The organism is Streptomyces sp. NPDC093097 (assembly GCF_044754325.1).
GTDB lineage: Bacteria > Actinomycetota > Actinomycetes > Streptomycetales > Streptomycetaceae > Streptomyces.
Window position 1 is genome coordinate 381,721 of record NZ_JBIVOW010000001.1, and the last position, 22,030, is coordinate 403,750.

21 protein-coding genes are annotated in these 22,030 nt (G+C 74.8%); 17 read left to right on the forward strand and 4 right to left on the reverse strand.

The annotated features are described in order from the left end of the window. Positions 1-207: 207 nt before the first annotated feature. Entirely contained in the window at positions 208-429 is a 222-nt protein-coding gene (locus ACIQE0_RS01540; RefSeq protein ID WP_402328226.1) for a hypothetical protein, read from the forward strand. Here the strand turns inward: ACIQE0_RS01540 and ACIQE0_RS01545 are convergent. Continuing rightward, positions 415-1,320, reverse strand: a complete 906-nt coding sequence (locus tag ACIQE0_RS01545) for a helix-turn-helix transcriptional regulator (RefSeq protein WP_366330299.1) — start codon at positions 1,318-1,320, stop codon at positions 415-417. The two genes, ACIQE0_RS01540 and ACIQE0_RS01545, sit on opposite strands and share 15 nt — an antisense overlap. Positions 1,321-1,510: 190 nt before the next feature. Between ACIQE0_RS01545 and ACIQE0_RS01550 the strand changes: the two genes are divergently transcribed. From ACIQE0_RS01550 to ACIQE0_RS01560, 3 genes are read left to right on the forward strand one after another with little or no spacing between them, the layout of a single operon-like run. Continuing rightward, the gene (locus ACIQE0_RS01550; protein WP_402328229.1) at positions 1,511-2,509 is read left to right on the forward strand and encodes an NADPH:quinone oxidoreductase family protein; all 999 of its coding nucleotides are present in this window, start codon (positions 1,511-1,513) and stop codon (positions 2,507-2,509) included. Then, positions 2,506-3,693: an acyl-CoA dehydrogenase family protein gene (locus ACIQE0_RS01555; RefSeq protein ID WP_402328231.1), complete on the forward strand. Its 1,188-nt coding sequence runs from the start codon at positions 2,506-2,508 to the stop codon at positions 3,691-3,693. Before ACIQE0_RS01550 ends, ACIQE0_RS01555 begins: the two co-directional genes overlap by 4 nt. Then, the gene (locus ACIQE0_RS01560; protein ID WP_402328233.1) at positions 3,690-4,835 is read left to right on the forward strand and encodes an acyl-CoA dehydrogenase family protein; all 1,146 of its coding nucleotides are present in this window, start codon (positions 3,690-3,692) and stop codon (positions 4,833-4,835) included. Before ACIQE0_RS01555 ends, ACIQE0_RS01560 begins: the two co-directional genes overlap by 4 nt. Positions 4,836-4,919: 84 nt before the next feature. Here ACIQE0_RS01560 and ACIQE0_RS01565 read toward each other — a convergent pair whose 3' ends face one another. Further along, complete coding sequence (locus ACIQE0_RS01565) at positions 4,920-5,456, reverse strand: hypothetical protein (protein WP_366330295.1); 537 nt, start codon at positions 5,454-5,456, stop codon at positions 4,920-4,922. Between the two features lie 281 nt (positions 5,457-5,737). Between ACIQE0_RS01565 and ACIQE0_RS01570 the strand changes: the two genes are divergently transcribed. Next, the gene (locus ACIQE0_RS01570; protein WP_402328235.1) at positions 5,738-7,096 is read left to right on the forward strand and encodes a hypothetical protein; all 1,359 of its coding nucleotides are present in this window, start codon (positions 5,738-5,740) and stop codon (positions 7,094-7,096) included. 37 nt (positions 7,097-7,133) lie between these two features. On the opposite strand, the gene ACIQE0_RS01575 is transcribed toward ACIQE0_RS01570, so the two are convergent. Next, positions 7,134-7,586, reverse strand: a complete 453-nt coding sequence (locus ACIQE0_RS01575; protein WP_402328631.1) for a cell wall hydrolase — start codon at positions 7,584-7,586, stop codon at positions 7,134-7,136. A gap of 200 nt (positions 7,587-7,786) precedes the next feature. On the opposite strand from ACIQE0_RS01575, the gene ACIQE0_RS01580 reads away from it, so the two are divergent. From ACIQE0_RS01580 to ACIQE0_RS01610, 7 genes are all read left to right on the forward strand, one after another. Beyond that, complete coding sequence (locus ACIQE0_RS01580) at positions 7,787-9,016, forward strand: S1 family peptidase (protein ID WP_402328238.1); 1,230 nt, start codon at positions 7,787-7,789, stop codon at positions 9,014-9,016. A 145-nt stretch (positions 9,017-9,161) separates the two neighbouring features. Continuing rightward, a complete protein-coding gene (locus ACIQE0_RS01585) occupies positions 9,162-10,757 on the forward strand; it encodes an ABC transporter substrate-binding protein (RefSeq protein WP_402328241.1) in 1,596 nt (531 codons plus the stop codon). A gap of 32 nt (positions 10,758-10,789) precedes the next feature. Beyond that, positions 10,790-11,755 (forward strand): ABC transporter permease, encoded by a 966-nt coding sequence (locus ACIQE0_RS01590; protein WP_402328243.1) that lies wholly within the window; start codon positions 10,790-10,792, stop codon positions 11,753-11,755. Further along, the gene (locus ACIQE0_RS01595; protein ID WP_402328245.1) at positions 11,748-12,623 is read left to right on the forward strand and encodes an ABC transporter permease; all 876 of its coding nucleotides are present in this window, start codon (positions 11,748-11,750) and stop codon (positions 12,621-12,623) included. The genes ACIQE0_RS01590 and ACIQE0_RS01595 overlap by 8 nt, the downstream gene beginning before the upstream one ends. Continuing rightward, complete coding sequence (locus ACIQE0_RS01600) at positions 12,620-13,660, forward strand: ABC transporter ATP-binding protein (protein WP_402328247.1); 1,041 nt, start codon at positions 12,620-12,622, stop codon at positions 13,658-13,660. Before ACIQE0_RS01595 ends, ACIQE0_RS01600 begins: the two co-directional genes overlap by 4 nt. Then, complete coding sequence (locus ACIQE0_RS01605) at positions 13,644-14,324, forward strand: ABC transporter ATP-binding protein (protein WP_402328249.1); 681 nt, start codon at positions 13,644-13,646, stop codon at positions 14,322-14,324. The genes ACIQE0_RS01600 and ACIQE0_RS01605 overlap by 17 nt, the downstream gene beginning before the upstream one ends. A 54-nt stretch (positions 14,325-14,378) precedes the next feature. Next, positions 14,379-14,843 carry an acyl-CoA thioesterase gene (locus ACIQE0_RS01610; protein WP_366330288.1) on the forward strand — a complete coding sequence of 155 codons (465 nt, stop codon included), beginning with the start codon at positions 14,379-14,381 and terminating at the stop codon, positions 14,841-14,843. A gap of 18 nt (positions 14,844-14,861) precedes the next feature. On the opposite strand, the gene ACIQE0_RS01615 is transcribed toward ACIQE0_RS01610, so the two are convergent. After that, positions 14,862-15,644, reverse strand: coding sequence for a DeoR/GlpR family DNA-binding transcription regulator (locus tag ACIQE0_RS01615; RefSeq protein WP_402328252.1), 783 nt, complete (start codon positions 15,642-15,644; stop codon positions 14,862-14,864). A gap of 287 nt (positions 15,645-15,931) precedes the next feature. Between ACIQE0_RS01615 and ACIQE0_RS01620 the strand changes: the two genes are divergently transcribed. Genes ACIQE0_RS01620 through ACIQE0_RS01640 form a run of 5 tightly spaced genes read left to right on the forward strand, consistent with a single transcriptional unit; the run spans position 15,932 to position 21,988 of the window. Beyond that, positions 15,932-17,239 (forward strand): MFS transporter, encoded by a 1,308-nt coding sequence (locus tag ACIQE0_RS01620; protein WP_384104448.1) that lies wholly within the window; start codon positions 15,932-15,934, stop codon positions 17,237-17,239. Between the two features lie 13 nt (positions 17,240-17,252). Further along, positions 17,253-18,800: an FGGY-family carbohydrate kinase gene (locus ACIQE0_RS01625; RefSeq protein WP_402328254.1), complete on the forward strand. Its 1,548-nt coding sequence runs from the start codon at positions 17,253-17,255 to the stop codon at positions 18,798-18,800. Next, complete coding sequence (locus ACIQE0_RS01630) at positions 18,793-20,301, forward strand: FGGY-family carbohydrate kinase (RefSeq protein ID WP_402328256.1); 1,509 nt, start codon at positions 18,793-18,795, stop codon at positions 20,299-20,301. The genes ACIQE0_RS01625 and ACIQE0_RS01630 overlap by 8 nt, the downstream gene beginning before the upstream one ends. Then, a complete protein-coding gene (locus ACIQE0_RS01635; RefSeq protein ID WP_402328258.1) occupies positions 20,298-20,924 on the forward strand; it encodes a histidine phosphatase family protein in 627 nt (208 codons plus the stop codon). The genes ACIQE0_RS01630 and ACIQE0_RS01635 overlap by 4 nt, the downstream gene beginning before the upstream one ends. A gap of 38 nt (positions 20,925-20,962) precedes the next feature. Further along, a complete protein-coding gene (locus tag ACIQE0_RS01640) occupies positions 20,963-21,988 on the forward strand; it encodes a 2-hydroxyacid dehydrogenase (protein ID WP_402328261.1) in 1,026 nt (341 codons plus the stop codon). The last annotated feature ends 42 nt before the right edge of the window (positions 21,989-22,030 follow it).

Sequence of the window (22,030 nt, forward strand, 5' to 3'; positions counted from 1 at the left end):
TCCGCGCCGCCGAAGGGCCCGGCCCCAGCGCCTGCGAACGGCGCGCACTGACCCTCCTCGCGCGCGCACGCCCCCGGCGTCGCCCGGTGCGGCGAGAGTGCGTGCCGGGCGCCGCCCAGCAGGTGGGAGTTCGGCGACAGGACCGAATCAGGCCGCAGCGACCGGGCCTACGAACTCGCCGAGATCGTCGAGCACATCGCCGCCCGGGTGCCGCGCCCCTTCGACACCGGCGCGTTCCTGCGCCACTTCCCGCTGACCCCGGCCGAGGCGGCCCGCCTGTGCACCTGCCGCACCCTGCTGGCCCCCGTCTGGCTCTGCCCGCTCGCCCACGACGACCCCGCGCACCCGAGGAACCCGCCCGGCACCGCCGAACGGCAGGCCCGCCGGCTGCTGCGACTGCTCGACGGCGACCTGTCAGAAGCGTCCTAGCCGCGCCGTCCCGCGGACCCGTGTCTCGTCCGTACGGCATTCCGCCGCGAGCAGACCGAGCGCGGCCTCGGCGGGCGAGCCCGGCTCGGCGGTGAACATGATGACGCCCTGGCCGGAGCCGTCCGGCGTCTGGAGCACCTCGAAGTCCAGGGCCAGATCGCCGACCAGCGGGTGGTGGAAACGCTTGGTGCCGAAGGTGCAGTTGCTGACCGCATGGCGCGACCACAGGGCGCTGAACTCGGTGCTCTTCATGCTCAACTCCCCGATCAGCTCGGTCAGTTCCCGGTCGTCGGGGCGCTGTCCCGCGGCCACCCGCAGCGCGGCCACCGCCCGCCGGGTCTCCTCCGCGCGGTCCGGGTAGAGCTCGCGGGTGTGCGGGTCGAGGAAGAGCAGCCGCTGGGTGTTGGGGCGGTCCAGGGGGCGGGCGGGGCTGTCGAAATCCAGGTGCCCGGCGAGCAGGGCGTGCCCGAGGCGGTTCCAGGCCAGGACCTCGTAGCGCGGACCGAGGGCGACGGCCGGCACGTCCTGGACGGCGGCGAGCAACTGCCGCACACCGGGGCGGGCCTTGTCGGGGCGGGGTGCCGGACGGCGCCGGGTCTGCGCGGGGCGGGCCAGTTCGCGCAGGTGGGCGCGCTCGTCGGGGGTGAGCCGGAGCGCCCGGGCCAGGGCGTCCAGCACGCCTTCCGAGGCGTTGTGGCTCTGGCCCTGTTCGAGGCGGGTGTAGTAGGCGACGCTGACGCCGGCGAGCTGGGCGAGTTCCTCGCGGCGCAGTCCCGGGACCCGGCGCCGGGACCCGTAGGAGACCAGGCCGACGTCCTCCGGCTGCAGCCGGGCGCGGCGGGTGCGCAGGAAGCTCCCCAGCGCGGAGGGGCCGTTGGCGGGTGTGTCCATGCCGGCCAGTGTGCGTGATGCGGCGGCCGGGGTGCCTGTCCCTGTCAGGGGCAGGCTGCCGGGGAGGGCGCCCGCAACGGGCCCGGCCGGAACTGTTCCTCGACCGATACCGACCGCTTAGTATGCCCCGTGGTGAGGGCCGGATCCGGCCCCGTACCAGCCGTTCGACCGAGGTCTGTGGAGGCATCAGGTGAAGGCATGGCGCGTGCACGCGAACGGGGAGCCGCGAGCGGTGATGCGGCTGGAGGAGGTGCCCGACCCGCAGCCGGGCCCCGGCCAACTGCTGCTGCGGGTACGGGCCGCCGCCGTCAACTTCCCCGACGCGCTGCTGTGCCGGGGCCAGTACCAGGTCCGGCCGCCGCTGCCGTTCACCCCCGGTGTGGAGATCTGCGGCGAGGTGCTGGCCGCGGGCGAGGGCGCGGCCGGTGCCATCGGCGCGCGGGTGCTGGCCCAACCGGCGTTGCCCGGCGGCGGGTTCGCCGAGCTGGCGGTGGTCGACGCCGCGACCGTGCGGCCGGCCCCCGAGGCGCTGGACGACGCCGAGGCCGCCGCCCTGCACATCGGCTACCAGACCGGCTGGTTCGGCCTGCACCGCCGGGCCCGGCTCCAGGCCGGCGAGACGCTGCTGGTGCACGCGGCCGCCGGGGGCGTCGGCAGCGCCGCCGTCCAGCTCGGCAAGGCCGCCGGCGCCCGCGTCATCGGCGTCGTCGGCGGCCCCGAAAAGGCCCGCACCGCCCGCGAGTTGGGCTGCGACCTGGTCCTGGACCGGCGCACGGACGACCTCGTCGCCGCGGTCAAGGAGGCCACCGGCGGGCGCGGTGCCGACGTGGTCTACGACCCGGTGGGCGGCGACGCCTACACCAGGTCCACCAAGTGCATCGCCTTCGAGGGCCGGATCGTCGTCGTCGGCTTCGCCGGCGGCACCGTCCCCGCCCCCGGCCTCAACCACGCCCTGATCAAGAACTACGCGATCCTGGGCCTGCACTGGGGGCTCTACGCCACCAAGGACCCGGCCGCCGTCGACGCCTGCCACGAGGAGCTGACCAAGCTCGCCGCCCAGGGCGCGATCGCGCCGCTGATCGGCGCGCGGGTCCCGCTCGCCGCGGCCGCCGACGCGGTCCAGCGCGTCGCCGACGGCGACTCCGTCGGCCGCCTCGTGGTGGTCCCCGGAACGGAGGCGACCCGATGACCGACGCCGCCGACCTGCGCCGGCGCACCGCCGACCTGCTCGCCGCCCACCCTCCGGGCGCAACCGACCGCCTGGACTTCCTCCGGGCCCGCTTCGACGCCGGGCTCGCCTGGGTCCACTTCCCCGAGGGGCTCGGCGGCCTGGGCGCCCCGCGTGCCCTCCAGGCCGTCGTGGACGCCGAGTTGGCGGCCGCCGGCGCCCCGGACAACGACCCCGGCCGGATCGGCATCGGCCTGGGCATGGCCGCGCCGACGATCCTCCGCTACGGCACCGAGGAGCAGCAGCGGCGCTTCCTGCGGCCGCTGTGGACCGGCGAGGAGGTGTGGTGCCAGCTCTTCAGCGAACCGGGCGCCGGCTCCGACCTCGCCGCGCTGGCCACCCGCGCGGTCCGCGACGAGGGCGGGGCGGACTGGCTGGTGGACGGGCAGAAGGTATGGACCTCCAGCGCCCATCTGGCGTGCTGGGCGATCCTGGTCGCCCGCACCGACCCGGCCGTCCCCAAGCACCGGGGGCTGACGTACTTCGTGTGCGATATGTCCGACCCCGGCGTCGAGGTGCGCCCGCTGCGCCAGATCACCGGCGAGGCGGAGTTCAACGAGGTCTTCCTCACCGGCGTCAGGATCCCCGACGCCCACCGGCTCGGCGCGGTCGGCGACGGCTGGCAGGTGGCCCGGACCACGCTGATGAACGAACGGGTCGCCATCGGCGGCGCCCGCATCCCCCGCGAGGGCGGGATGATCGGGGTGGCCGCGGCCGCCTGGCGCGACCACCCCGCACTGCGCACCCACGACCTGCACCAACGGCTGCTGAAACTCTGGGTGGAGGCCGAGGTCGCCCGCCTCACCGGCGCACGCCTGGGCCAGCAGTTGTCCAAGGGGCAACCCGGCCCGGAGGGCAGTGGCATGAAGCTGGCCTTCGCCCGCCTCGCCCAGCAGATCAGCGGCTGGGAGGTGGAGTTCCGCGGCGAGGCCGGCCTCACCTACGACGACTGGACGCTGCGCCGCCCCGAGGGCGTCGACTTCACCGGCCGCGAGGCCGGCTACCGCTATCTGCGCGCCAAGGGGAACTCCATCGAGGGAGGCACCTCCGAAGTGCTGCTCAACATCGTCGCCGAGCGCGTCCTGGGCCTCCCGCCCGAACCGCGCACCGACAAGGACGTCGTGTGGAAGGACCTCCCCCGATGACCGCCACGACCCCGGCCCCCGAACCCGACCTCCTCTACTCCGAGGAGGAGGACGCCCTGCGCGCCGCCGTGCGGGCGCTGCTCGCCGACCGCTGCGCCCCGGACGCGGTGCTCGCCGGCCTGGAGAGCGGCCGGCCCCACGATGCGGACCTGTGGCGGGAGTTGGCCACCGGGATCGGTGCCGCCGGGCTGCTGGTGCCGGAGGAGTACGGCGGCGCGGGCGCCGGCCCCCGGGAGGCCGCCGTCGTCCTGGAGGAGCTGGGCCGCGCGGTGGCCCCGGTGCCGTACCTGACCAGCGCCGTGCTCGCGGTGACCGCACTGCTCGGCTGCGAGGCCGACCGCGACGAGGCCGCCGGCCCGCTGGCCGCGCTCGCCGAGGGCCGCACCCTCGGGGCGCTCGCCGTCCCGCTGACCACCGGGCCCGGCGCCGCAGGCCCCGCCCCGGTACGGGCGGACGCCGCCGGCCGGCTCACCGGGCACGTCACCTCGGTCGCGGGCGCGGCCGGCGCCGGACTGCTGCTCGTACCGGCGGAGGGCCCCGACGGCCCCGCGCTGTACGCGGTCGACGCCGCCGCGGACGGGGTGCGGATCGAGCCGGTCACCCCGCTCGACCTGACCCGGCCGCTCGGCCACCTCGCCTTCGACGGTGCCGTCGGCCGCCCGCTGGCCCAGGGGGAGCGGGCCCGCGCCGCGGTCGGCCGCGCGCTGCTCACCGGCGCGGGGCTGCTCGCCTCGGAACAGCTCGGCCTCGCCGAGTGGTGCCTGACCGAGACCGTCCGCTACACCCGCGAGCGCACCCAATTCGGCCGCCCGGTCGGCTCGTTCCAGGCGCTCAAGCACCGGATGGCGGCGCTGTGGCTGGACGTCGCCTCCGCCCGGGCCGCGGCCCGCAACGCCGCCGACGCACTGGCCCGCAACGCCGCCGACGCTCCCGTGGCGGTCGCCCTGGCCCAGGCGTACTGCGCGCCGGTGGCGGTGCGCGCCGCCGAGGAGTGCATCCAACTGCACGGCGGCATCGGGATGACCTGGGAGCACCCCGCGCACCTCGCCCTGAAGCGGGCCAAGAGCGACGAACTCGCCCTCGGCACACCGGGGCACCACCGGGAGGCGCTGGCCGGGCTGGTCGACCTGGCCGCGCCCTAGGTGTTCTGTCCGGGGGAGCACCCGGCCCGTAGGGGGCGCCGACACGGCTGCCCCCCTACGGGCCGAACTCCCGCGCCCCTACCGTCAGTCGGTCACCGCGAACGGCCGGCTGAAGGCGTGGGCGGCGCCGTTCCCGGCGGCCACCTCCAGGGCGTACGCCCGGCCCGGGACCACCGCGGGCAGGGTCACCAGGGCCTCGCCGGCCGCGGCGGCGCCGGCCCGCGGGGAGACCAGCGCCAGCCGCTGTATCCGGCCGCGGCCGGCGGCCGCGCTCAGCCAGACGTCCACCTCGGCGCCGGTGGTGTTGGTCCACGTCACCGGGAGGCTGCCGTTGGCCCGCAGGCTCATCGGGCCGGCCGGTGCGGTGACGCGGATCCGGCCGGCGCGGCGGAGCGGGGCTCCCGGCAGCGGCGCCTTCGCGGCCGCGCCGAGCGCGGCGGTGGCGGCCCGGGCCGCCGGGTCGCCGGGGCCGCGACCGCCGCGGGTGGCGGTGGCGCGGGAGGTGGCGCGCCCGGTGTCGGAGTGGTGGGTGGGGGACAGTTCGAGGACCAGCGTGCAGCCGACCGCGGTGGCGGCGACGGCGAGGGCGAGGGAGTTGGCCGCCTCGGCGAGCCTGCCCATCGCGTCCTCCTTTCCTCAGGGAGGGACGGGTCGTTCCTCGGGTCCCTCCGCGGGCGTCGACCGCGGGTATGTCCGGGCCTCGCCGGGAAGGGACGAGCCGGAACATCCCCGGCGACCTTGATCATCAAAAAGCCGCGCCCGGCGACCACCTGCATGGGCAGCTCCGGCGCGACAGGGCCCGCGACCGGGGGCGATACTCCCCGGCACACCGGGGCGATCAGTAAAAATTCCGTAAATTGGCGAGGGTGTCTGGAAAGTGCGGTTCAGGTAGCGTCGGAGCCATGACGACCGCACCCCGCCGTGTGCTGATCGCACCGGTGCTCCTGCTCCTGGCGGCCCTCCTCGCGATGGTCACCGTGGCCGCACCCGGTGCCCACGCGGCAGGTGGGCTGGATGAGGCGGCGGCCGCCCTGCGCAAGGGCCCGGTCTATGTCGACCCCCGCGCCTCAGGTCAGTTTTCGGCCAGCCAGGCGGACGCCCTGGCGAAGAAGATCAAGGACTCCGGCAAACCGGTCTTCGTCGCCGTCCTGCCCAAGACCTCCGACTACCAGCCGGCCACCCTCCTCCGCGACCTGCGCACCAAGGTCGGCATCAGCGGCGTCTACGCCGTCGAGCTCGGCGGCGGCTTCAACGCCGGCGCCGACCCCCGGGTGATGCCGCACACCGCCGTCCAGAACCTCGTCGGCGCCGTCAAGCGCTCCCAGTACCCCACCGTCTCCGAGCGCCTCAACAGCTTCGTCGACACCGCCGTCACCGAGGCCCGCGGCCACGCCCCGGCCTCCTGGGGCGGCGCCGGCGACGGCTTCGAGACCGGCACCGCCGTCGGCCTCGGCGCACTGATCGTCATCGGGGGCGGCGGCGCCTACGCCGTCGCCCGCCGCAACCGCCGCCGGCGGGCCGAGGAGGAGCGCGCCGCCCTTGAGGACCTGCGGGTCGTCGTCGACGAGGACATCACCGCCTTCGGCGAGGAGCTGGACCGGCTGGACTTCGACCCGGGCGAGCCCGGCGCCGACGACGCGATGCGCGCCGACTACGCCCGCGCCCTGGACACCTACGAGGACGCCAAGTCGGCGATGGCCGCGGCCCAGCACCCCGGCGACGTCCAGGCGGTGACCAAGCAGTTGGAGGAGGGCCGCTTCGCCCTCGCCACCCTCGCCGCCCGCCGCGCGGGGCGGCCGCTGCCCGAGCGCCGGCTGCCCTGCTTCTTCGACCCCCGGCACGGCCCGTCCGTCACCGACGCCGCCTGGGCCCCGCCCGGTGGCGCCCCGCGCACCGTCCCGGTCTGCGCCGCCGACAAGAGCCGCCTGGACGACGGCCGCGAGCCGATGGCGCGCACGGTCCGCACCCCGCAGGGCGACCGCCCCTACTGGGACGCGGGTCCGGCCTACGCCCCCTGGGCCGGCGGGTACTTCGGCGGCGGGCTGCTCCCCGGCCTCCTCGTCGGCACCGCGCTCGGCCACATGATGATGGCCACCCCGGCCTACGGCGCCGACCTCGGCGGCTACCAGGGCGCGCAGGGCGGCGACGTCACGGGCGCCGACTTCGACCCCAACGGCTTCGGCGGCGGCTTCGGCGACGGCGGTTTCGGCGGCGGGGACTTCGGCGGCGGGGGAGACGGGGGCTTCGGCGGCGGTTTCTGACCGGCCCGCCGGGTCCACTCCTCCCGCGCCACCGCGGCTACCCCTCCGGGAACGCGCCCGGCACCACCCGCTTCGCGCCCAGGAAGCGGGCGTACCGCGGCCGCGCGGCGAAGTCGGCGTACGACCACACGGCCGGGCGGCCCACCTCCCGGCACAGGTGCAGCACCCGGTCCGGGCCCAGGTGGAGGCCCACGTGCGCGCCGTAGCCCTCGGGCCGCCCGGTGACCGGACCGCCGTCGAACAGCACCAGGTCCAGCGGGCCCGGCGGGTCCGCCGGGCCCGTCGCCCGCCGGTCCGCCCAGAGTTCGGAGGACCGCAGCGGCGGCACCCACCGGCCGAAGTGGGCCAGCACCGCATAGGCGTAGCGCTGGCAGTTGGCGCCCCCGGTGAGGTCCCAGGGCGCCGCCCCCGCGCCCGGGGGTGATGGGCATTCAGGTGGCCCGGCTCCCGGATGGCGGGCCGCCGAGTAGGCGACGTTCCACAGCGCCATGGGCAACGCGTCGATCCCAACCGGGCTGTCGGCGCAGGGGACTTGAGGACGTTCGGCGGAGTTCACCGGGCCATGATGCCGGTGCTCTCCCCCGTGCCGCCCGGGACGGTGTCGAGGAATCTCACGGTGCGGGCTGACCCCGCACACGCCCCGGTCCGGGGCGGGGCCCGACGTGTACTCGACACCGCGAGGAGACCCCGATGGAACGCCGCACCTCCCAGGCCGCACTCTGGAGCGCGGCCGCCGCCGTCGTGCTGGCGGCCGTCCTCCCGAACGGCCCGGCGCGGGCCCTGCCGCAGCCCGACCCCACCCCCCAGCCCGCCCAGCGCGGCAACATGCTCGACGCGATGCGCCGGGACCTGGGACTGTCCCCGGCCCAGGCCCGGATCCGGCTCGCACAGGAGGCCCAGGCGCAGCAGGCCGCCGGCGTGGTGCGGCGGGCGCTGGCCGCACCGCCGGCCGGCATGTGGTTCGACAAGGCGGCGGGCCGGCTCGTGGTGGCGGTCACCCAGGCCGCCGACGCCCGGCGGGTGCGGGCCGCCGGTGCGGTGCCCAGGACCGTCCGGCACAGCCGGGCGGCGCTCGGCAAAGTGGTGCGGCGGATCGCCGAGCGGGTCGGCCGGGGCATCCCCGGCGTCACCGGCTGGGGCATCGACGAGCGCGCCAACGGGGTGGTGGTACAGGTCGACCGCGCGACGCGCACCCTGCGCACCGCCGGCTTCGAGCACGCGGTCCGGCGGATCGCCGCCCGCACGCGGGTCCCGGTCGTCGTCGAACGCCGCGACCAGGCACCGCGCCAGCAGAACCGCACGGTCATCGGCGGCGAGCGCTGGATGCCGGGGACCGACGGGATCTGCTCGATCGGCTTCTCGGTGACCGGCGCGGACGGCTTCCGGGGCTTCCTGACCGCCGGGCACTGCACCCTCAAGGCCGACCAGCCCGCGTTCGGCAAGGACGGCAGCCGGCTGGGGACCGCCAATCCGCACGGCGCCCGCAGCGTCAACGGCTACGAGGGCGACTTCGGCCTGGTGGCCGTCGACCGGCCCGGCTGGGAGCTCAGCCCCCAGGTGGCCGCCGAGGGCGGCCGACCGGTCGTCGTCACCGGTTCCCAGGAGGGCCTGGTCGGGATGTCGATCTGCCACTCCGGCCAGACCAGCGGCTGGCACTGCGGCGAGATCACCCGCGCCGACCAGACCGTGGACTACGGCACCACCGTCATCTCCGGGCTCTCCTTCACCAACGCCTGCTCGGCGGCCGGGGATTCGGGCGGTTCCTACGTCACCCAGCCCGGTGCCCCCAAGGCCGTCGGGGTGCACTCCGGCGGCGGCGCGGCGACCTGTGACATCGGCGGCGACACCGTCACCATCTTCCAGCCCGTCGACAAGCCGTTGGAGAAGTGGGACCTGAAGCTCGTGACCGGCACCCCCTGATCGGACGCCCGCCCCGGCCCGCCGGACCAGCACATCCCGGCCACCGGGGACCGGTTCATGACCACACTTTTACGTACTGTTTAATGGCATCCGCACAATTGCGAGCCGTTCGCAACAACAGTCGATCTCCAAGAGGGGTGTGGGCATGACCTCCCGGTCCATACGGCGCGTGGCCGCCACGGCGCTGGCGGCCACGACGGCGCTCACTGCGGCGGCCTGCGCCGCTCCGGACGAGGGCCGCGGCAGCGGCAGGCTCACCGACACCGCGGTCGTCGGTATCGCCTTCGAACCCGAGACGCTCAGCCCGCTGCTGGGCTACGGCAAGGACGGCAACTCCAAGATCTTCGACGGGCTGCTCACCCACGACGCCGGCATGCGCCTGGCGCCCGCGCTCGCCGCCGCCCTGCCCAAGGTCACCGACGGCGGGAAGACCTACACCTTCACCCTCCGCAAGGGCGTGACGTTCAGCGACGGCAAGCCCTTCACCGCCGACGACGTGGTCTTCACCTACGCCACCATCCTCGACGAGAAGACCAACAACGCCTCCAAGGCCGAACTGGACGCCCTGGACAAGGTCGAGAAGAAGGACGACCGGACCGTCGTCTTCCATCTGAAGTACCCCTACGCGCCGTTCGCCGAGCGCACCGTCCTGCCCATCGCCCCCGAGCACATCGCCGGCAAACAGGACGTCAACACCGGCGACTTCGCCGCCCACCCCGTCGGCACCGGCCCCTACGTCCTGACCAAGTGGTCCAAGGGCGAGAAGCTCAGCTTCACCGCCAACCCCCACTACTGGGGCGGCGCGCCCAAGGTGAAGCACCTCACCATGGCGGTCATCAAGGACGACGACATCCGCGCCACCCGGCTGCGCTCCGGCGACCTCGACGGCGCCATCCTGCCGCCCGAACTCGCCGCCACCTTCAAGGGCGACAAGAGCCGCACCACCCTGGCCGCCAAGACCTTCGACTACCGCAACGTCACCCTGCCCAGCGCCAACCCGGTCACCGGCGACCGCGCCGTGCGGCAGGCCCTCGACCTCGCCGTCGACCGCCAGGCCATGGTCAAGGGCATCCTCAGCGGCGCCGGCAAGCCCGCCTACGGGCCGGTGCCCACCGACAGCCCCTGGTTCGCCAAGGGCACCGAGCGCCCCCACGACCTCGCGGGGGCCCAGCGCATCCTCGACGACGCCGGCTGGAAGAAGGGCGCCGACGGCATCCGCGCCAAGGACGGACAACGCGCCGGCTTCACCCTCTGGTTCCTCTCCGGCGACAAGCTCCGCCAGGAGCACGCCCTCGCCTTCGCCTCCGACGCCAAGAAGGCCGGTATCGAGGTCAAGGTCGAGTCCGGCACCTGGGAGGCCATCGAGCCGAACATGAAGCACGACGCCGTCCTCGCCGGCGGCGGCAGCCCCGCCGACCCCGACTTCGACCAGTACCTGCTGCTGCACTCCTCGCTCGCCGGCGACGGCTTCAACAACATGTCCCGGTACGCCGACAAGACCGTCGACGAGCACCTCGTCGCGGCCCGCCGCACCGACGACCACCAGGCCCGCAAGGCCGCCTACGACACCGTCCAGCGGGAGCTCGTCAAGAACCCCGCCTACATCTTCCTCACCCACGTCGACCACGTGTACGTGACCGACGACCGCTGGAAGGACCTGACCACCCAGGTCGAACCGCACGACCACGGGCTGGCCTCCGGCCCCTGGTGGAACGTCGAGGACTGGCAGCCCGCCAAGTGACCACGCGCCACCGCCGGTTGCCCTGGGGGCCGATGGCACGGATGACGGCACGGCGGGCACTCGCCGCCGTGCCGGTCCTCCTCGCCGTCACCCTCGGGGTCTTCGGGCTCGCCGCCGCCTCCCCGTTCGACCCGGTGCGCGCCTACGCCGGCACCGCCGGACTCACCGCCTCCCAGGAGAACCTCGACCAGCTCCGGCACAACCTCGGCGTCGACCGACCGCTGCTCACCCGCTGGTGGGACTGGCTGACCGGCGCCCTCACCGGCGACCTCGGCGACTCCACCAGCCTGCGCGCCCCGGTCGCCCAGGTCATCGGCGAACGCCTCGGCTGGTCCCTGCTGCTGTGCGGACTGGCCTTCGTCCTCGCGGTGAGCGCCGGCACCGTCCTCGGCGTCCTGGCCGCGCGGCGCCGCGGCGGCCTCTTCGACCGCGCCGTCACCTCCGTCGCCTACGTCCTGGAGGCCGCCCCGCCGTACTGGCTCGGCCTCCTCGCGGTCTGGCTGGGCGCGCTCAAACTCGGCGTACTGCCGGCCGGCGGCCTCACCGACACCGGCAGCCAACTCGCCACCGCCGGCCAGATCGCCCGCCACCTCGTCCTGCCCGCACTGGTGCTGGCCGTCTCCCAACTCCCCTGGTTCGTGCTCTACGTCCGGCAGGGCGTCGGCGACGCCCTCGACGAGGACCCCGTACGCGGCGCCCGCGCCCGCGGACTGCGCGAGCGCACCGTCCTGCTCCAGCACGCCCTGCGCTCCGGCCTGCTGCCCGTACTCACCCTGATCGGCTCCCGGGTGCCCGAACTCATCACCGGCGCCCTGCTGGTCGAGACCGTCTTCAGCTGGCCCGGTATCGCCGCCGCCACCGTCCAGGCCGCCACCAGCGTCGACTTCCCGCTGCTGGCCGCGCTCACGGTGCTCGCCACCGCCGCCGTCCTCGCCGGCAACCTGCTCTCCGACCTGCTCTACGGACTGGCCGACCCGAGGGTGGGCTTCGATGGCTAGCACCACCGCCGCCGGCACGGCGCCGCGCCGCCGCGGCACCGCCCCGCGCCGCGCCCGCCGGCTCCGCGCCTGTGCCGCGGTCCTCGCCCTGATCGTCCTCGTCGTCCTCCTCGTCCCGGCGCTGTTCCCGCTGGACGAGCAGGCCGTGGACCTGGCCGCCAAGCTCCAACCCCCCTCCGCCGCCCACCCGTTCGGCACCGACGAGGTCGGCCGCGACCTGCTGCTCCGCTGCGTCTATGGGCTGCGGGTCTCCCTGCTGGTCGGCGTCGTCGCCGCGCTCGCCGCCACGGTCGTCGGCACCGCCGTCGGCGCGCTGGCCGGTGCGCTCGGCGGTTGGGTCGACCGCACCGTGATGCGCGTGGTCGACCTCTTCTCCGCCGTGCCGCACCTGCTGCTCGGCATCTTCATCGTCGCCATGTTCCGGCCCGGCGTCTGGCCGGTGATCATCTCGGTGGCGCTCACCCACTGGCTGTCCACCGCCCGGATCGTCCGCGCCGAGGTGCTCTCGCTGCGCTCCCGGCCCTACCTGGACGCGGCACTGACCGGCGGCGCCTCCCGCTGGCGGATCACCACCCGCCACCTGCTGCCCGGCGTCCTGCCGCAGGCCGGACTCGCCGCCGTCCTGATGGTGCCGCACGCCATCTGGCACGAGTCCGCCCTGTCCTTCCTCGGCCTGGGGCTGCCCGCCCACGAGGCGAGCCTGGGCATCATGGCCAACGCCGCCCGCAGCTCCCTGCTGGCCGGCGACTGGTGGCCCACCCTCTTCCCCGGCCTGTTCATCATCGTCCCCACCCTCGCCGTCGCGGGCCTGGCCGGCGCCTGGCGGGAGCGCCTCAACCCGCGCCGCCGATCGGAGCTGACGCTGTGACCACCGACGGCACCCCGCACGACGCCGGCACCGCCGCCGCAGAGCCGCTGCTGGCGGTACGCGGGCTGACCGTCCGCTTCCGGATGCCCGGCGGCCGGTCCGTCGCCGCCGTCACCGACGCCGCCTTCGACCTGGCACCGGGCGAATGCCTGGTCCTGGTCGGCGAGAGCGGCTGCGGCAAGTCCGTGCTGGCCTCCGCGCTGCTCGGCCTGCTGCCCGGCAACGCCGAGGCCACCGGCACCGCGCTGCTGGCCGACCCCCACGGCACGACCGACCTGCTCACCGCCCCCGAGGCCGAGCTGGCCCGCTCGGTACGCGGCCGCCGCATCGGCCTGATCCCGCAGAGCCCGGCCGCCCACCTCACCCCCGTCCGCACCGTCCGGTCCCAACTGGAGGAAACCGTACGGGAGCTGACCGGCACCCCCCGCGGGCCCGCACTGCGGGCGGCCGCCGAACGGGCCGCGGAGCGCGCCGCCTTCCCGCCCGGCCACCTCGACCGCCACCCGCACCAGCTCTCCGGCGGCCTCGCCCAGCGCGCCGCCACCGCCCTCGCGCTGGCCGGCGACGCCCCGCTGCTGCTCGCCGACGAACCCACCACCGGCCTCGACCGTGACCTGGTGGACCGCACCGTCGACGAACTGCGCCGGCACACCGGAGCCGGCCGCGCGCTGCTGATGATCACCCATGACCTCCCGGCGGCCGAGCGGATCGCCGACCGGGTCGCCGTGATGTACGCCGGGCGGATCGTCGAACTCACCGCCGCCCGGCGGTTCTTCGGCACCCCCGGACCGCGGCACCCCTACGCCCGCGGCCTGCTCGACGCCCTGCCCGACCGCGCCTTCACCCCCATCCCCGGGATGCCGCCCGAACTCGGCGACCTGCCGGCCGGCTGCGCGTTCGCCGCCCGCTGCGACCGCGCCACCGACACCTGCGCGACGATCCCCGCACCGCGCGAGGGCGTCGCCTGCCACCACCCGGTGCCGTCACAGGGGCCGATGCCGCCCGAGAAGGAGGACGATCGTGCTCGAACTGCGTGACATCACCGCCGGATACGACCGCCGCGCCCCCGTCGTCCGCGGCGCGTCCCTGACCATCGCCCCGGGCGAGGCGGTCGGCCTGCTCGGCCCCAGCGGCTGCGGCAAGTCCACCCTCGCCCGGGTCGCCGCCCTGCTGCACCGCCCGGACGCCGGCACCGTCACCCTGGACGGCACCCCCGCCAAGGGCTGGCGGCACCGCGCCCCCCGCGCCCAACGCACCGCCTTCGGCGTCCTCTTCCAGCAGCCGCGGCTCTCCGTCGACCCCCGCCTGCGCCTGGCCGACCTGATCGCCGAGCCGCTCCGCGCCACCGGCCGTACCCCCGAAGTCCCGGCCCGCCTTGAGGAGTTGGCGCCCCGCGTCGGCCTCACCGCCGACCTGCTCGCCCGCCGTCCGCACGAGGTCAGCGACGGCCAGCTGCAACGCGCCTGCCTGGCCCGCGCCTTGGTGCTCCGCCCGCGCTGGCTGATCTGCGACGAGATGACCGCGATGCTGGACGCCTCCACCACCGCGGCGCTGGTCGCCGTCGTCGAGTCCTACCGCCGCGAGAGCGGCGCCGGACTCCTCGCCGTCGGCCACGACCGCACCCTGCTGTCGCGCTGGTGCGACCGCACCGTCGGCTGGGCGGAACTGGGCGCGGAGACCGGAATGCCGGGCGCGGCCTGATCGTTGCCCCCTACGATGGGCCGGCAGTCGGTCCCTGGGAGACAGGAGCGCATCGTGACCGAAGTGGCACCTGAGGCGACAGCGGCGGGCACCGACGGGCCCTTCACCGTGCCGATCACCGTCCGCGGCTACGAGACCGACACCCAGGGCCACCTCAATCAGAGCGTCTACCTCCAGTACGCCGAGCACGCCCGCTGGTCCGCCCTCCAGGCCGCCGGCATCCCGCAGAGCGCGATGGTCGCCCGCGGCATCGGCCCGGTGACGCTGGAGACCACCATCCGCTACCGCCGGGAACTGCGCGCCGGCGACGAGGTCGAGGTCAGCTGCGCCTTCGTCTGGCGCACCGGCAAGACCTTCGTGATCGAACAGACCGTGCGCAAGACCGACGGCACCCTCTCCGCCGAGATCAGCGCGGTCTGCGGGCTCCTCGACCTCACCGCGCGCCGCCTCCTCGACGACCCGCGGTCCGCCCTGCGGGAACTGGCCACCGCGCCGGAGGTGCTGGGGCTGGGAGCCTAGGGCCGGCCGCGGCCCCGCTCATCCCCGCTGCGCCACCACCGTCACCTCCGTGCCCGCCGCCCGGACCGCCCGGACCTGCTCCGCCGGCAGCCCGTCGTCGGTGATCAGCAGGTCGAAGTCGGTCAGCGGCGCCAGCGCGTACAGCCCCTCCTTGCGGAACTTGGTGTGGTCCGCGACCAGCACCCGGCGCGCCGCGCTCTCCATCATCGCCCGCTTGACCAGCACTGTCTCCGGCGAGGTGTGATAGCAGCGGCCCTTGGCGACGGCCGTGGTCGACAGGAACAGCACATCGGGCCGATACGCCCGGATCGCGTCCGCGGTGTGCAGCCCCATGAACGCGTCGTACGCCGGGAAGTACGCCCCGCCCAGCGTGATCAGCGAGATCCCCGGCTCCTTGGCCAGCGTGGTGATCGCCGGCAGCGAGTTGGTGAGCACGGTCAGCGGGGCGTGCCCGGCCATCTGGTGCGCCAGCATCAGACAGGTGGTGCTGTCGTCCAGCATCACCGTCTGCCCGGGGACCAGCAGCTCGGCGGCGGCCCGTGCCAGCACCTGCTTGGTCGCCGCCATGGTCGCCATCCGCTCCGCGACCGACCCGTGGAAATGCGCCGACGGCAGCCCCGTCGCCCCGCCCCGCACCTTCCGCAGCCACCCCTGCGCCTGGAGCGCGTCCAGGTCCCGGTGGGCGGTCATCAGGCTGATCCCGAACTGCTGCGCCAGCTCCGAGGTCCGGACGAACCCCCGGGAGATCACCGACTCCCGGATGTGCCGCCGCCGTTCCTCCTGGGCCTCGACCCGGTCCATCGACCCGTTCCCTCCGGTTCGTACCGCGGTCGCCTTCAGTGAAGCGCCGCGTGATGTTCGCACGAATGTAACGCGGCAGCCGGGGCCCGTGTGCCCACCGCATGCCCTCCCGCCCCGATGCATCACGGCAGGTCGCCGCCGTGATGGGAAGATTCCGGCCACTCTTGACGCCCCTTTTACGCCAGGGATTCCATCACCACGTCGTCCACCGGCAGTGCGCCCCGCCGCACCTCCCGCCGGCCCGGACCCACCGCACCCGACCCGCCGCAGAAACAAGGGGAGCTTCGATGACGAAACCTCCGCTGTCCGCGCCCCGCGCACTCCTGACCCGCCTGGGCATCCCGCCGACCCTCGCCTGGGGATACCTCGGCCTGCTCCTCTTCATGATCGGCGACGGTGTCGAGTCCGGTTACCTCTCCCCGTACCTCATCGACCGCGGCATCCCCGAATCCCGCGTCGCCCTCCTCTTCACCGTCTACGGCATCACCGCGGCCCTTGCCGCCTGGCTCTCCAGCGTCCTCGCCGACCTGTGGGGACCGCGCCGCGTGATGGCCGCCGGGCTGGCGGTCTGGGCCGCCTTCCAGGTCCTCTTCCTCACCGCGGCCATCCCGCTCACCAGCTACCCGCTGATGCTCCTCGGCTACGGCCTGCGCGGCCTGGGCTACCCGCTCTTCGCCTACGGCTTCCTCGTCTGGATCGCCGGCGTCGCACCCCGCGCCCGCCTGGGCACCGCCATGGGCTGGTTCTGGTTCGCCTTCACCGGCGGACTGCCCACCCTCGGCTCCCTCGTCGCCAGCGGCCTGATCCCGCAGATCGGCGCCTACGCCACCCTGTGGGCCGCCCTGGCACTGGTCGCCGCCGGCGGACTGATCGCCCTGCTGCTGGTCCGCGACGCCAACGGCGCCCCGCGGCCGCGCGGCGCGGGGGAGGGGCCGCTGGCCACCCTCGCCGGCAGCGTCACCATCCTCTGGCGCAACCCCCGGGTCGGCGCCGGCTCCGTCGTCCGGGTCATCAACACCGCCTCCCAGTTCGGCTTCTTCGTCATCCTGCCCGTGTACTTCACCAAGACCGTGGGCTTCTCCCTCACCCAGTGGCTGCACCTGCTCAGCGCGATGTTCGCCACCAACATCTTCGCCAACCTGGCCTTCGGCGTGATCGGCGACCGCATCGGCTGGCGCCGCACCATCGCCTGGTGCGGCGGCGCCGGCTGCACCCTGAGCACCCTGCTGCTGTTCTACGTCCCCACCGCCGCGGGCCCGAACTTCCCGCTCGCCCTCCTGGTCGCCGCGTTCTACGGCGCTACGCTGGCGGGATACGTACCGATATCAGCGCTGATGCCCTCTCTGGAGCCGCGGCACAAGGGACAGGCACTGGCGGCACTCAACCTCGGCGCCGGCGCCAGCACCTTCGTCGGACCCGCCGTCGTCGCCGCCTTCGTCGGGCCGCTCGGCGTCGAAGGGGTGGTCTGGATCTTCGCGGGGATGTATGCGGTGAGCTGCGCCCTCACCTTCTTCCTGAAGCTGCCGGACGGGCCGGAGCCGGCAGCGGCCGGCGAGCCCGCCGCCGCGCCGCACACCGCCCCGGCCTCGGCGTGAAAGGACCCCGCTGATGTCCGTACTGACCATCGACGCCGGCACCACCGTCATCAAGTCCGTCGTCTTCGACGACCAGGGCAACGAGATCGCCGTCTCCCGCGTCGCCACCGACGTCCACCGCCCGCACCCCGGCTGGGCCGAACAGGACATGGAAGCCGTCTGGCAGGCCGTCGTCCGCACCGTCCGCGAGGTCCTGGCCGACCTCACCGACCCCGTCCGGCTGGTCTCCTTCACCGCCCAGGGCGACGGCGCCTGGCTGGTCGACGACCACGGCCGGCCCACCGGCCCCGCCATCCTGTGGTCCGACGGCCGCGCCGGCGACCTGCTCACCACCTGGCAGCGCGACGGCCTCCTCGAAGCCGCCTTCCGCCGCAACGGCTCACTGACCTGCGCCGGCATGCCCAACGCGCTCTTCGCCTGGCTCGCCGCCCACGACCCGGACCGGCTCGCCCGCTCCGCCACCTCCCTCACCGCCGCCGGCTGGCTCTTCCTCCGCCTCACCGGCGTCCGCGCCACCGACGAGTCCGACGCCTCCGCCCCCTTCCTGGACCACGCCACCGGCCAGTACGACCCGGCGATCCTGGAGCTCTTCGGCCTCACCGCCCACGCCCGACTGCTGCCCACCGTCCTCGCCGAGGACCAGCGGATCGCCGAACTCACCCCCGACGCCGCCACCCAACTCGGCCTGCCCGCCGGCCTCCCCGTCGTCATGGCCCCCTACGACATCGCCGCCACCGCCCGCGGCGTCGGCGTCGTCAACCCCGGCCAGGCCTGCAGCATCCTGGGCACCACCCTGTGCACCGAGATAGTCCGCACCGGCATCGACACCACCGGCGAACCCTCCGGCGTCCACATCGCCTACCGCGGCCGCGAACGCGTCCTGCGCGCCTTCCCCACCCTCAACGGCGCCGAAGTCCTCGGCTGGGCCGCCCGCCTCCTCCACCTCCCCGGACCGCCCGAACTCGGCCGGCTCGCCTTCGAGTCCGAGCCGGGCGCCCACGGCCTGATGTTCCTGCCCTACCTGTCGCCGGCCGGCGAACGCGCCCCCTTCCTCGACCCCGGCGCCCGCGGCTCCTTCTGGGGCCTTTCCCTCGAACACACCCCCGCCGACCTCGCCCGCGCCGTCTTCGACGGGCTCTCCCTCGTCCTGCGCGACTGCCTGGCCGCCGCCCGCACCGACGTCACCGAACTGCGGCTGTGCGGCGGCGGCGCCAACAACGACGCCTGGTGCGCCCTCATCGCCGACGCCACCGGCGTGCCCACCGCCCGCTCCGGCGACACCGAGATCGGCGCCAAGGGCGCCTTCCTCACCGGCCTGGTCCGCACCGGCGCCGAAAGCAGCATGCACCGCGCCGCCGACAAGTACGTCCACATGCAGCGCAGTTGGCAGCCCGACCCCGAGCGTGCCGCCTTCTACGCCGCCCTCCACGAGGACTTCCTCAGCTGGCGGGAGCTCGCCCGTACCGCCGGCTGGCGCGGCGCCACGGCCCGACGCCCGGCCCCCAGCGCCCGCACGCCCCGCCCCGCCGAGACCCCCGCCCCTGGAGGCATCCGTGTCTGACCCACACGCACCCGGCCCAGGACTCGCCCCCGACGACATCTGGCTCGGCCTCGACCTCGGCACCCAGAGCGCCCGCTGCCTCGCCGTCGACGGCACCGGGCAGCTCCTGGCCACCGCCGCCCGCCCGCTCACCAGCAAGCGCACCGGCAACCGCCACGAGCAGGACCCCCACCAGTGGTGGACCGCGCTCGCCGACGCCTGCCGCGAGGCCCTGACCGGACTCGACCCGCACCGCATCCGCGGACTGGCGCTCGACGGCACCTCCGGCACCCTCCTCCTCGCCGACCGCCACGGCACCCCGCTCACCCCCGGCCTGATGTACGACGACGGCCGCGCCGCCGACCAGACCGACGCGGTCAACACCGCCGGCTCAGCCGTCTGGCAGGAACTCGGCTACCGCAGCATGCCGCCCTCCTGGGCCCTGCCCAAACTCCGCTGGCTCCTGGAGCACGACCCCGGCCTGCGCACCGGCACCCGCCTCCTCCACCAGGTCGACCTCATCACCTGGAGACTGGCAGGCCGGCAACTCCCCAGCGACGCCAGCCACGCCCTCAAGACCGGCTACCACCTCATCGACGAACGCTGGCCCCACGACGTCACCGACTCCCTCGGCATCCCCGCCGACCTGCTGCCCGACGTCGCCCGCCCCGGCACCGTCCTCGGCACCGTCTGCGCCGACGCCGCCGAGGCCACCGGCATCCCCGCCGGCACCACCATCGTCGCCGGCATGACCGACGGCTGCGCCGCCCAGATCGGCGCCGGCGCCCTCACCCCCGGCGCCTGGAACTCCGTCCTGGGCACCACCCTCGTCCTCAAGGGCAGCAGCGACCACCTGATCCGCGACCCCGCCGGCGTCGTCTACTGCCACCGCGGCCCCGGCGACACCTGGCTGCCCGGCGGCGCCTCCAGCAGCGGCGCCGGCGTCGTCTCCCAGTACTTCCACGGCGAGAACCTCGACGTCCTCACCGACCAGGCCGCCGCCCTCGACCCCGACACGGTCGCCTACCCCCTGGTCTCCACCGGCGGCGAACGCTTCCCCTTCCACGCCCCCGAAGCCGAACCCTTCCTCCTCGGCGACATCCCCAACCGCGCCACCGAGTTCCACGCCTACCTCCTCGGCGTCGCCTGCCTGGAACGCCTCTGCTTCGACTACCTCGACCACCTCGGCGCCCGCACCGACGGCCCGCTCACCTTCACCGGCGGCGGCGCCCGCAACGCCTACTGGTGCCGGCTGCGCGCCGAGGTCCTCGGCCGCACCGTCCACGTGCCCGAACACGCCGAAGGCGCCCTCGGCATGGCCGTCCTCGCCGCCACCTCCGCCGGCGTCACCCTCGCCGAGGCCGCCGCCGCCATGGTCCGCCCCGGCACCGAGATCCGCCCCGCCCCCGACCGCACCGCCCGCCACCTGCCCACCTACCACCGCTTCGTCGACGAACTCACCCACCGCGGCTGGCTCGACCCGGCCGTCGCCGACCACGCCCTCAGGAGGGCCACCCCGTGACCGACTTCCTCCTCGTCCGCCACGGCGAGACCGTCTGGCACGCGGAGAACCGCTACGCCGGCCGCACCGACGTCCCGCTCACCGACCGCGGCCGCGAACAGGCCCGCAGCCTCGCCCAGTGGGCCGCCACCGCCGACCTCACCGCCGTCTGGAGCTCCCCGCTCTCCCGCGCCCGCCTGACCGCCGCCCCCGCCGCCGACGCCTGCGGCCTCCCCCTCCACGTCGACGAACGGCTCTACGAACTCGACTTCGGCCAGGGCGAGGGCCTGACCCGCGACGAGATGCGGCAACGCTTCCCGCAGCACGTGGCCGCCTTCCTGGCCGACCCCGCCGACCACCACCTCCCCGGCGGCGAACACCCCCGCCACGCCGCCGAACGCGCCGCCGCCTGCCTCGCCGACATCGCCCGCGACCAGCCGCACGGCCGCGTCCTGGTGGTCGCCCACTCCACCCTCGTCCGGGTCCTGCTCTGCCATCTGCTGGGCATCCCGCTCGGCGCGTACCGCCGGGTCCTCCCGCAGCTCCACAACGCCGCGCTCACCGAGATCCGGATGACCGACGACACCACCGCCCTGCTCCGCCTCAACGCCCCGGCCCTCGCCGCCGCCCCCGCCCTGCCCTGACCACCGCACCGCACCGACTCCCAGGAGAAGAGCCCCGCATGACCACCACCGTCCTCGCCGCCGGCAACCACTTCATCCGCCCCGGCCTGTTCAGCGCCGCCGTCCGCGAGGCGGCCGGGGACACCCCGCTCGCGATACGCGAGATCCAGTTCGGCTGGCCGCACACCCCGTTCGGCCCGGTCGCCGAGGTCATCGAGGCCTCCGGCACCGAAGACGAGATGATCGAGGCCCTCCAGGGCGTCGAGATCTGCGTCACCGAACACGGCCCGCTCACCGAACGCATCCTCGCCAACTGCCCCGACCTGAAGCTCTTCTGCACCAGCCGCGGCGGCCCCGTCAACGTCAACCTCGAAGCCGCCACCCGCCACGGCGTCGCCGTCTGCAACGCCCCCGGCCGCAACGCCACCGCCACCGCCGAACACACCCTCACCCTGCTGCTCGCCGCCGCCCGCGGCGTCGGCGACACCCACACCGACCTCCGCCGGGGCGTCTGGCGCGGCGACTACTACGACTACGACAACTGCGGCATCGAGATCGACGGCACCACCGTCGGCCTGATCGGCTTCGGCGCCATCGGCAGCCGCGTCGCCAAGATCCTGCGCGCCATGGGCGCCCACGTTCTCGTCCACGACCCCTACGTCCGCCCCGAAGCGCTGGCCGGCCTCGCCGAGCAGGTCACCCTCGACGAACTCCTGACCCGCTCCCGGATCGTCTCCCTGCACGCCCGGGTCACCCCCGAGACCACCGGCATGATCGGCCGCGCCCAGATCGCCGCGATGCCCCGCGGCTCGGTGCTCGTCAACTGCGCCCGCGGCGCCCTGCTGGACTACGACGCGGTCTGCGACGCCCTGGATTCCGGCCAGCTCGCCGGCGCCGGCTTCGACGTCTTCCCCGAAGAACCCGTCCCCGCCGGCTCCCGCCTGCTCACCGCCCCCGGCGTCGTCCTGACCCCGCACATCGCCGGCGGCAGCCAGCAGGTCGCCCACAAGGCCGCCGGGATCGTCGCCGGCGAGGTCGGCCGCTACCTGCGCGGCGAACCCCTCCGCCACCAGGCCACCAAGTAACCGCACACAAAAGCGCCGGGCGGGCCGGATTTCTCCGGCCCG

Excerpts from the sequence above, each read along its gene's own strand:
- ACIQE0_RS01555 (WP_402328231.1), top strand. The coding sequence starts at position 2,506 with ATGACCGACGCCGCCGACCTGCGCCGGCGCACCGCCGACCTGCTCGCC.
- ACIQE0_RS01560 (WP_402328233.1), top strand. The coding sequence starts at position 3,690 with ATGACCGCCACGACCCCGGCCCCCGAACCCGACCTCCTCTACTCCGAG.
- ACIQE0_RS01620 (WP_384104448.1), top strand. The coding sequence starts at position 15,932 with ATGACGAAACCTCCGCTGTCCGCGCCCCGCGCACTCCTGACCCGCCTG.
- ACIQE0_RS01640 (WP_402328261.1), top strand. The coding sequence starts at position 20,963 with ATGACCACCACCGTCCTCGCCGCCGGCAACCACTTCATCCGCCCCGGC.
- ACIQE0_RS01565 (WP_366330295.1), bottom strand. The coding sequence starts at position 5,456 with ATGGGCAGGCTCGCCGAGGCGGCCAACTCCCTCGCCCTCGCCGTCGCC.
- ACIQE0_RS01580 (WP_402328238.1), top strand. The coding sequence starts at position 7,787 with ATGGAACGCCGCACCTCCCAGGCCGCACTCTGGAGCGCGGCCGCCGCC.
- ACIQE0_RS01570 (WP_402328235.1), top strand. The coding sequence starts at position 5,738 with ATGACGACCGCACCCCGCCGTGTGCTGATCGCACCGGTGCTCCTGCTC.
- ACIQE0_RS01595 (WP_402328245.1), top strand. The coding sequence starts at position 11,748 with ATGGCTAGCACCACCGCCGCCGGCACGGCGCCGCGCCGCCGCGGCACC.
- ACIQE0_RS01575 (WP_402328631.1), bottom strand. The coding sequence starts at position 7,586 with ATGGCGCTGTGGAACGTCGCCTACTCGGCGGCCCGCCATCCGGGAGCC.
- ACIQE0_RS01585 (WP_402328241.1), top strand. The coding sequence starts at position 9,162 with ATGACCTCCCGGTCCATACGGCGCGTGGCCGCCACGGCGCTGGCGGCC.
- ACIQE0_RS01590 (WP_402328243.1), top strand. The coding sequence starts at position 10,790 with ATGGCACGGATGACGGCACGGCGGGCACTCGCCGCCGTGCCGGTCCTC.
- ACIQE0_RS01615 (WP_402328252.1), bottom strand. The coding sequence starts at position 15,644 with ATGGACCGGGTCGAGGCCCAGGAGGAACGGCGGCGGCACATCCGGGAG.
- ACIQE0_RS01545 (WP_366330299.1), bottom strand. The coding sequence starts at position 1,320 with ATGGACACACCCGCCAACGGCCCCTCCGCGCTGGGGAGCTTCCTGCGC.
- ACIQE0_RS01625 (WP_402328254.1), top strand. The coding sequence starts at position 17,253 with ATGTCCGTACTGACCATCGACGCCGGCACCACCGTCATCAAGTCCGTC.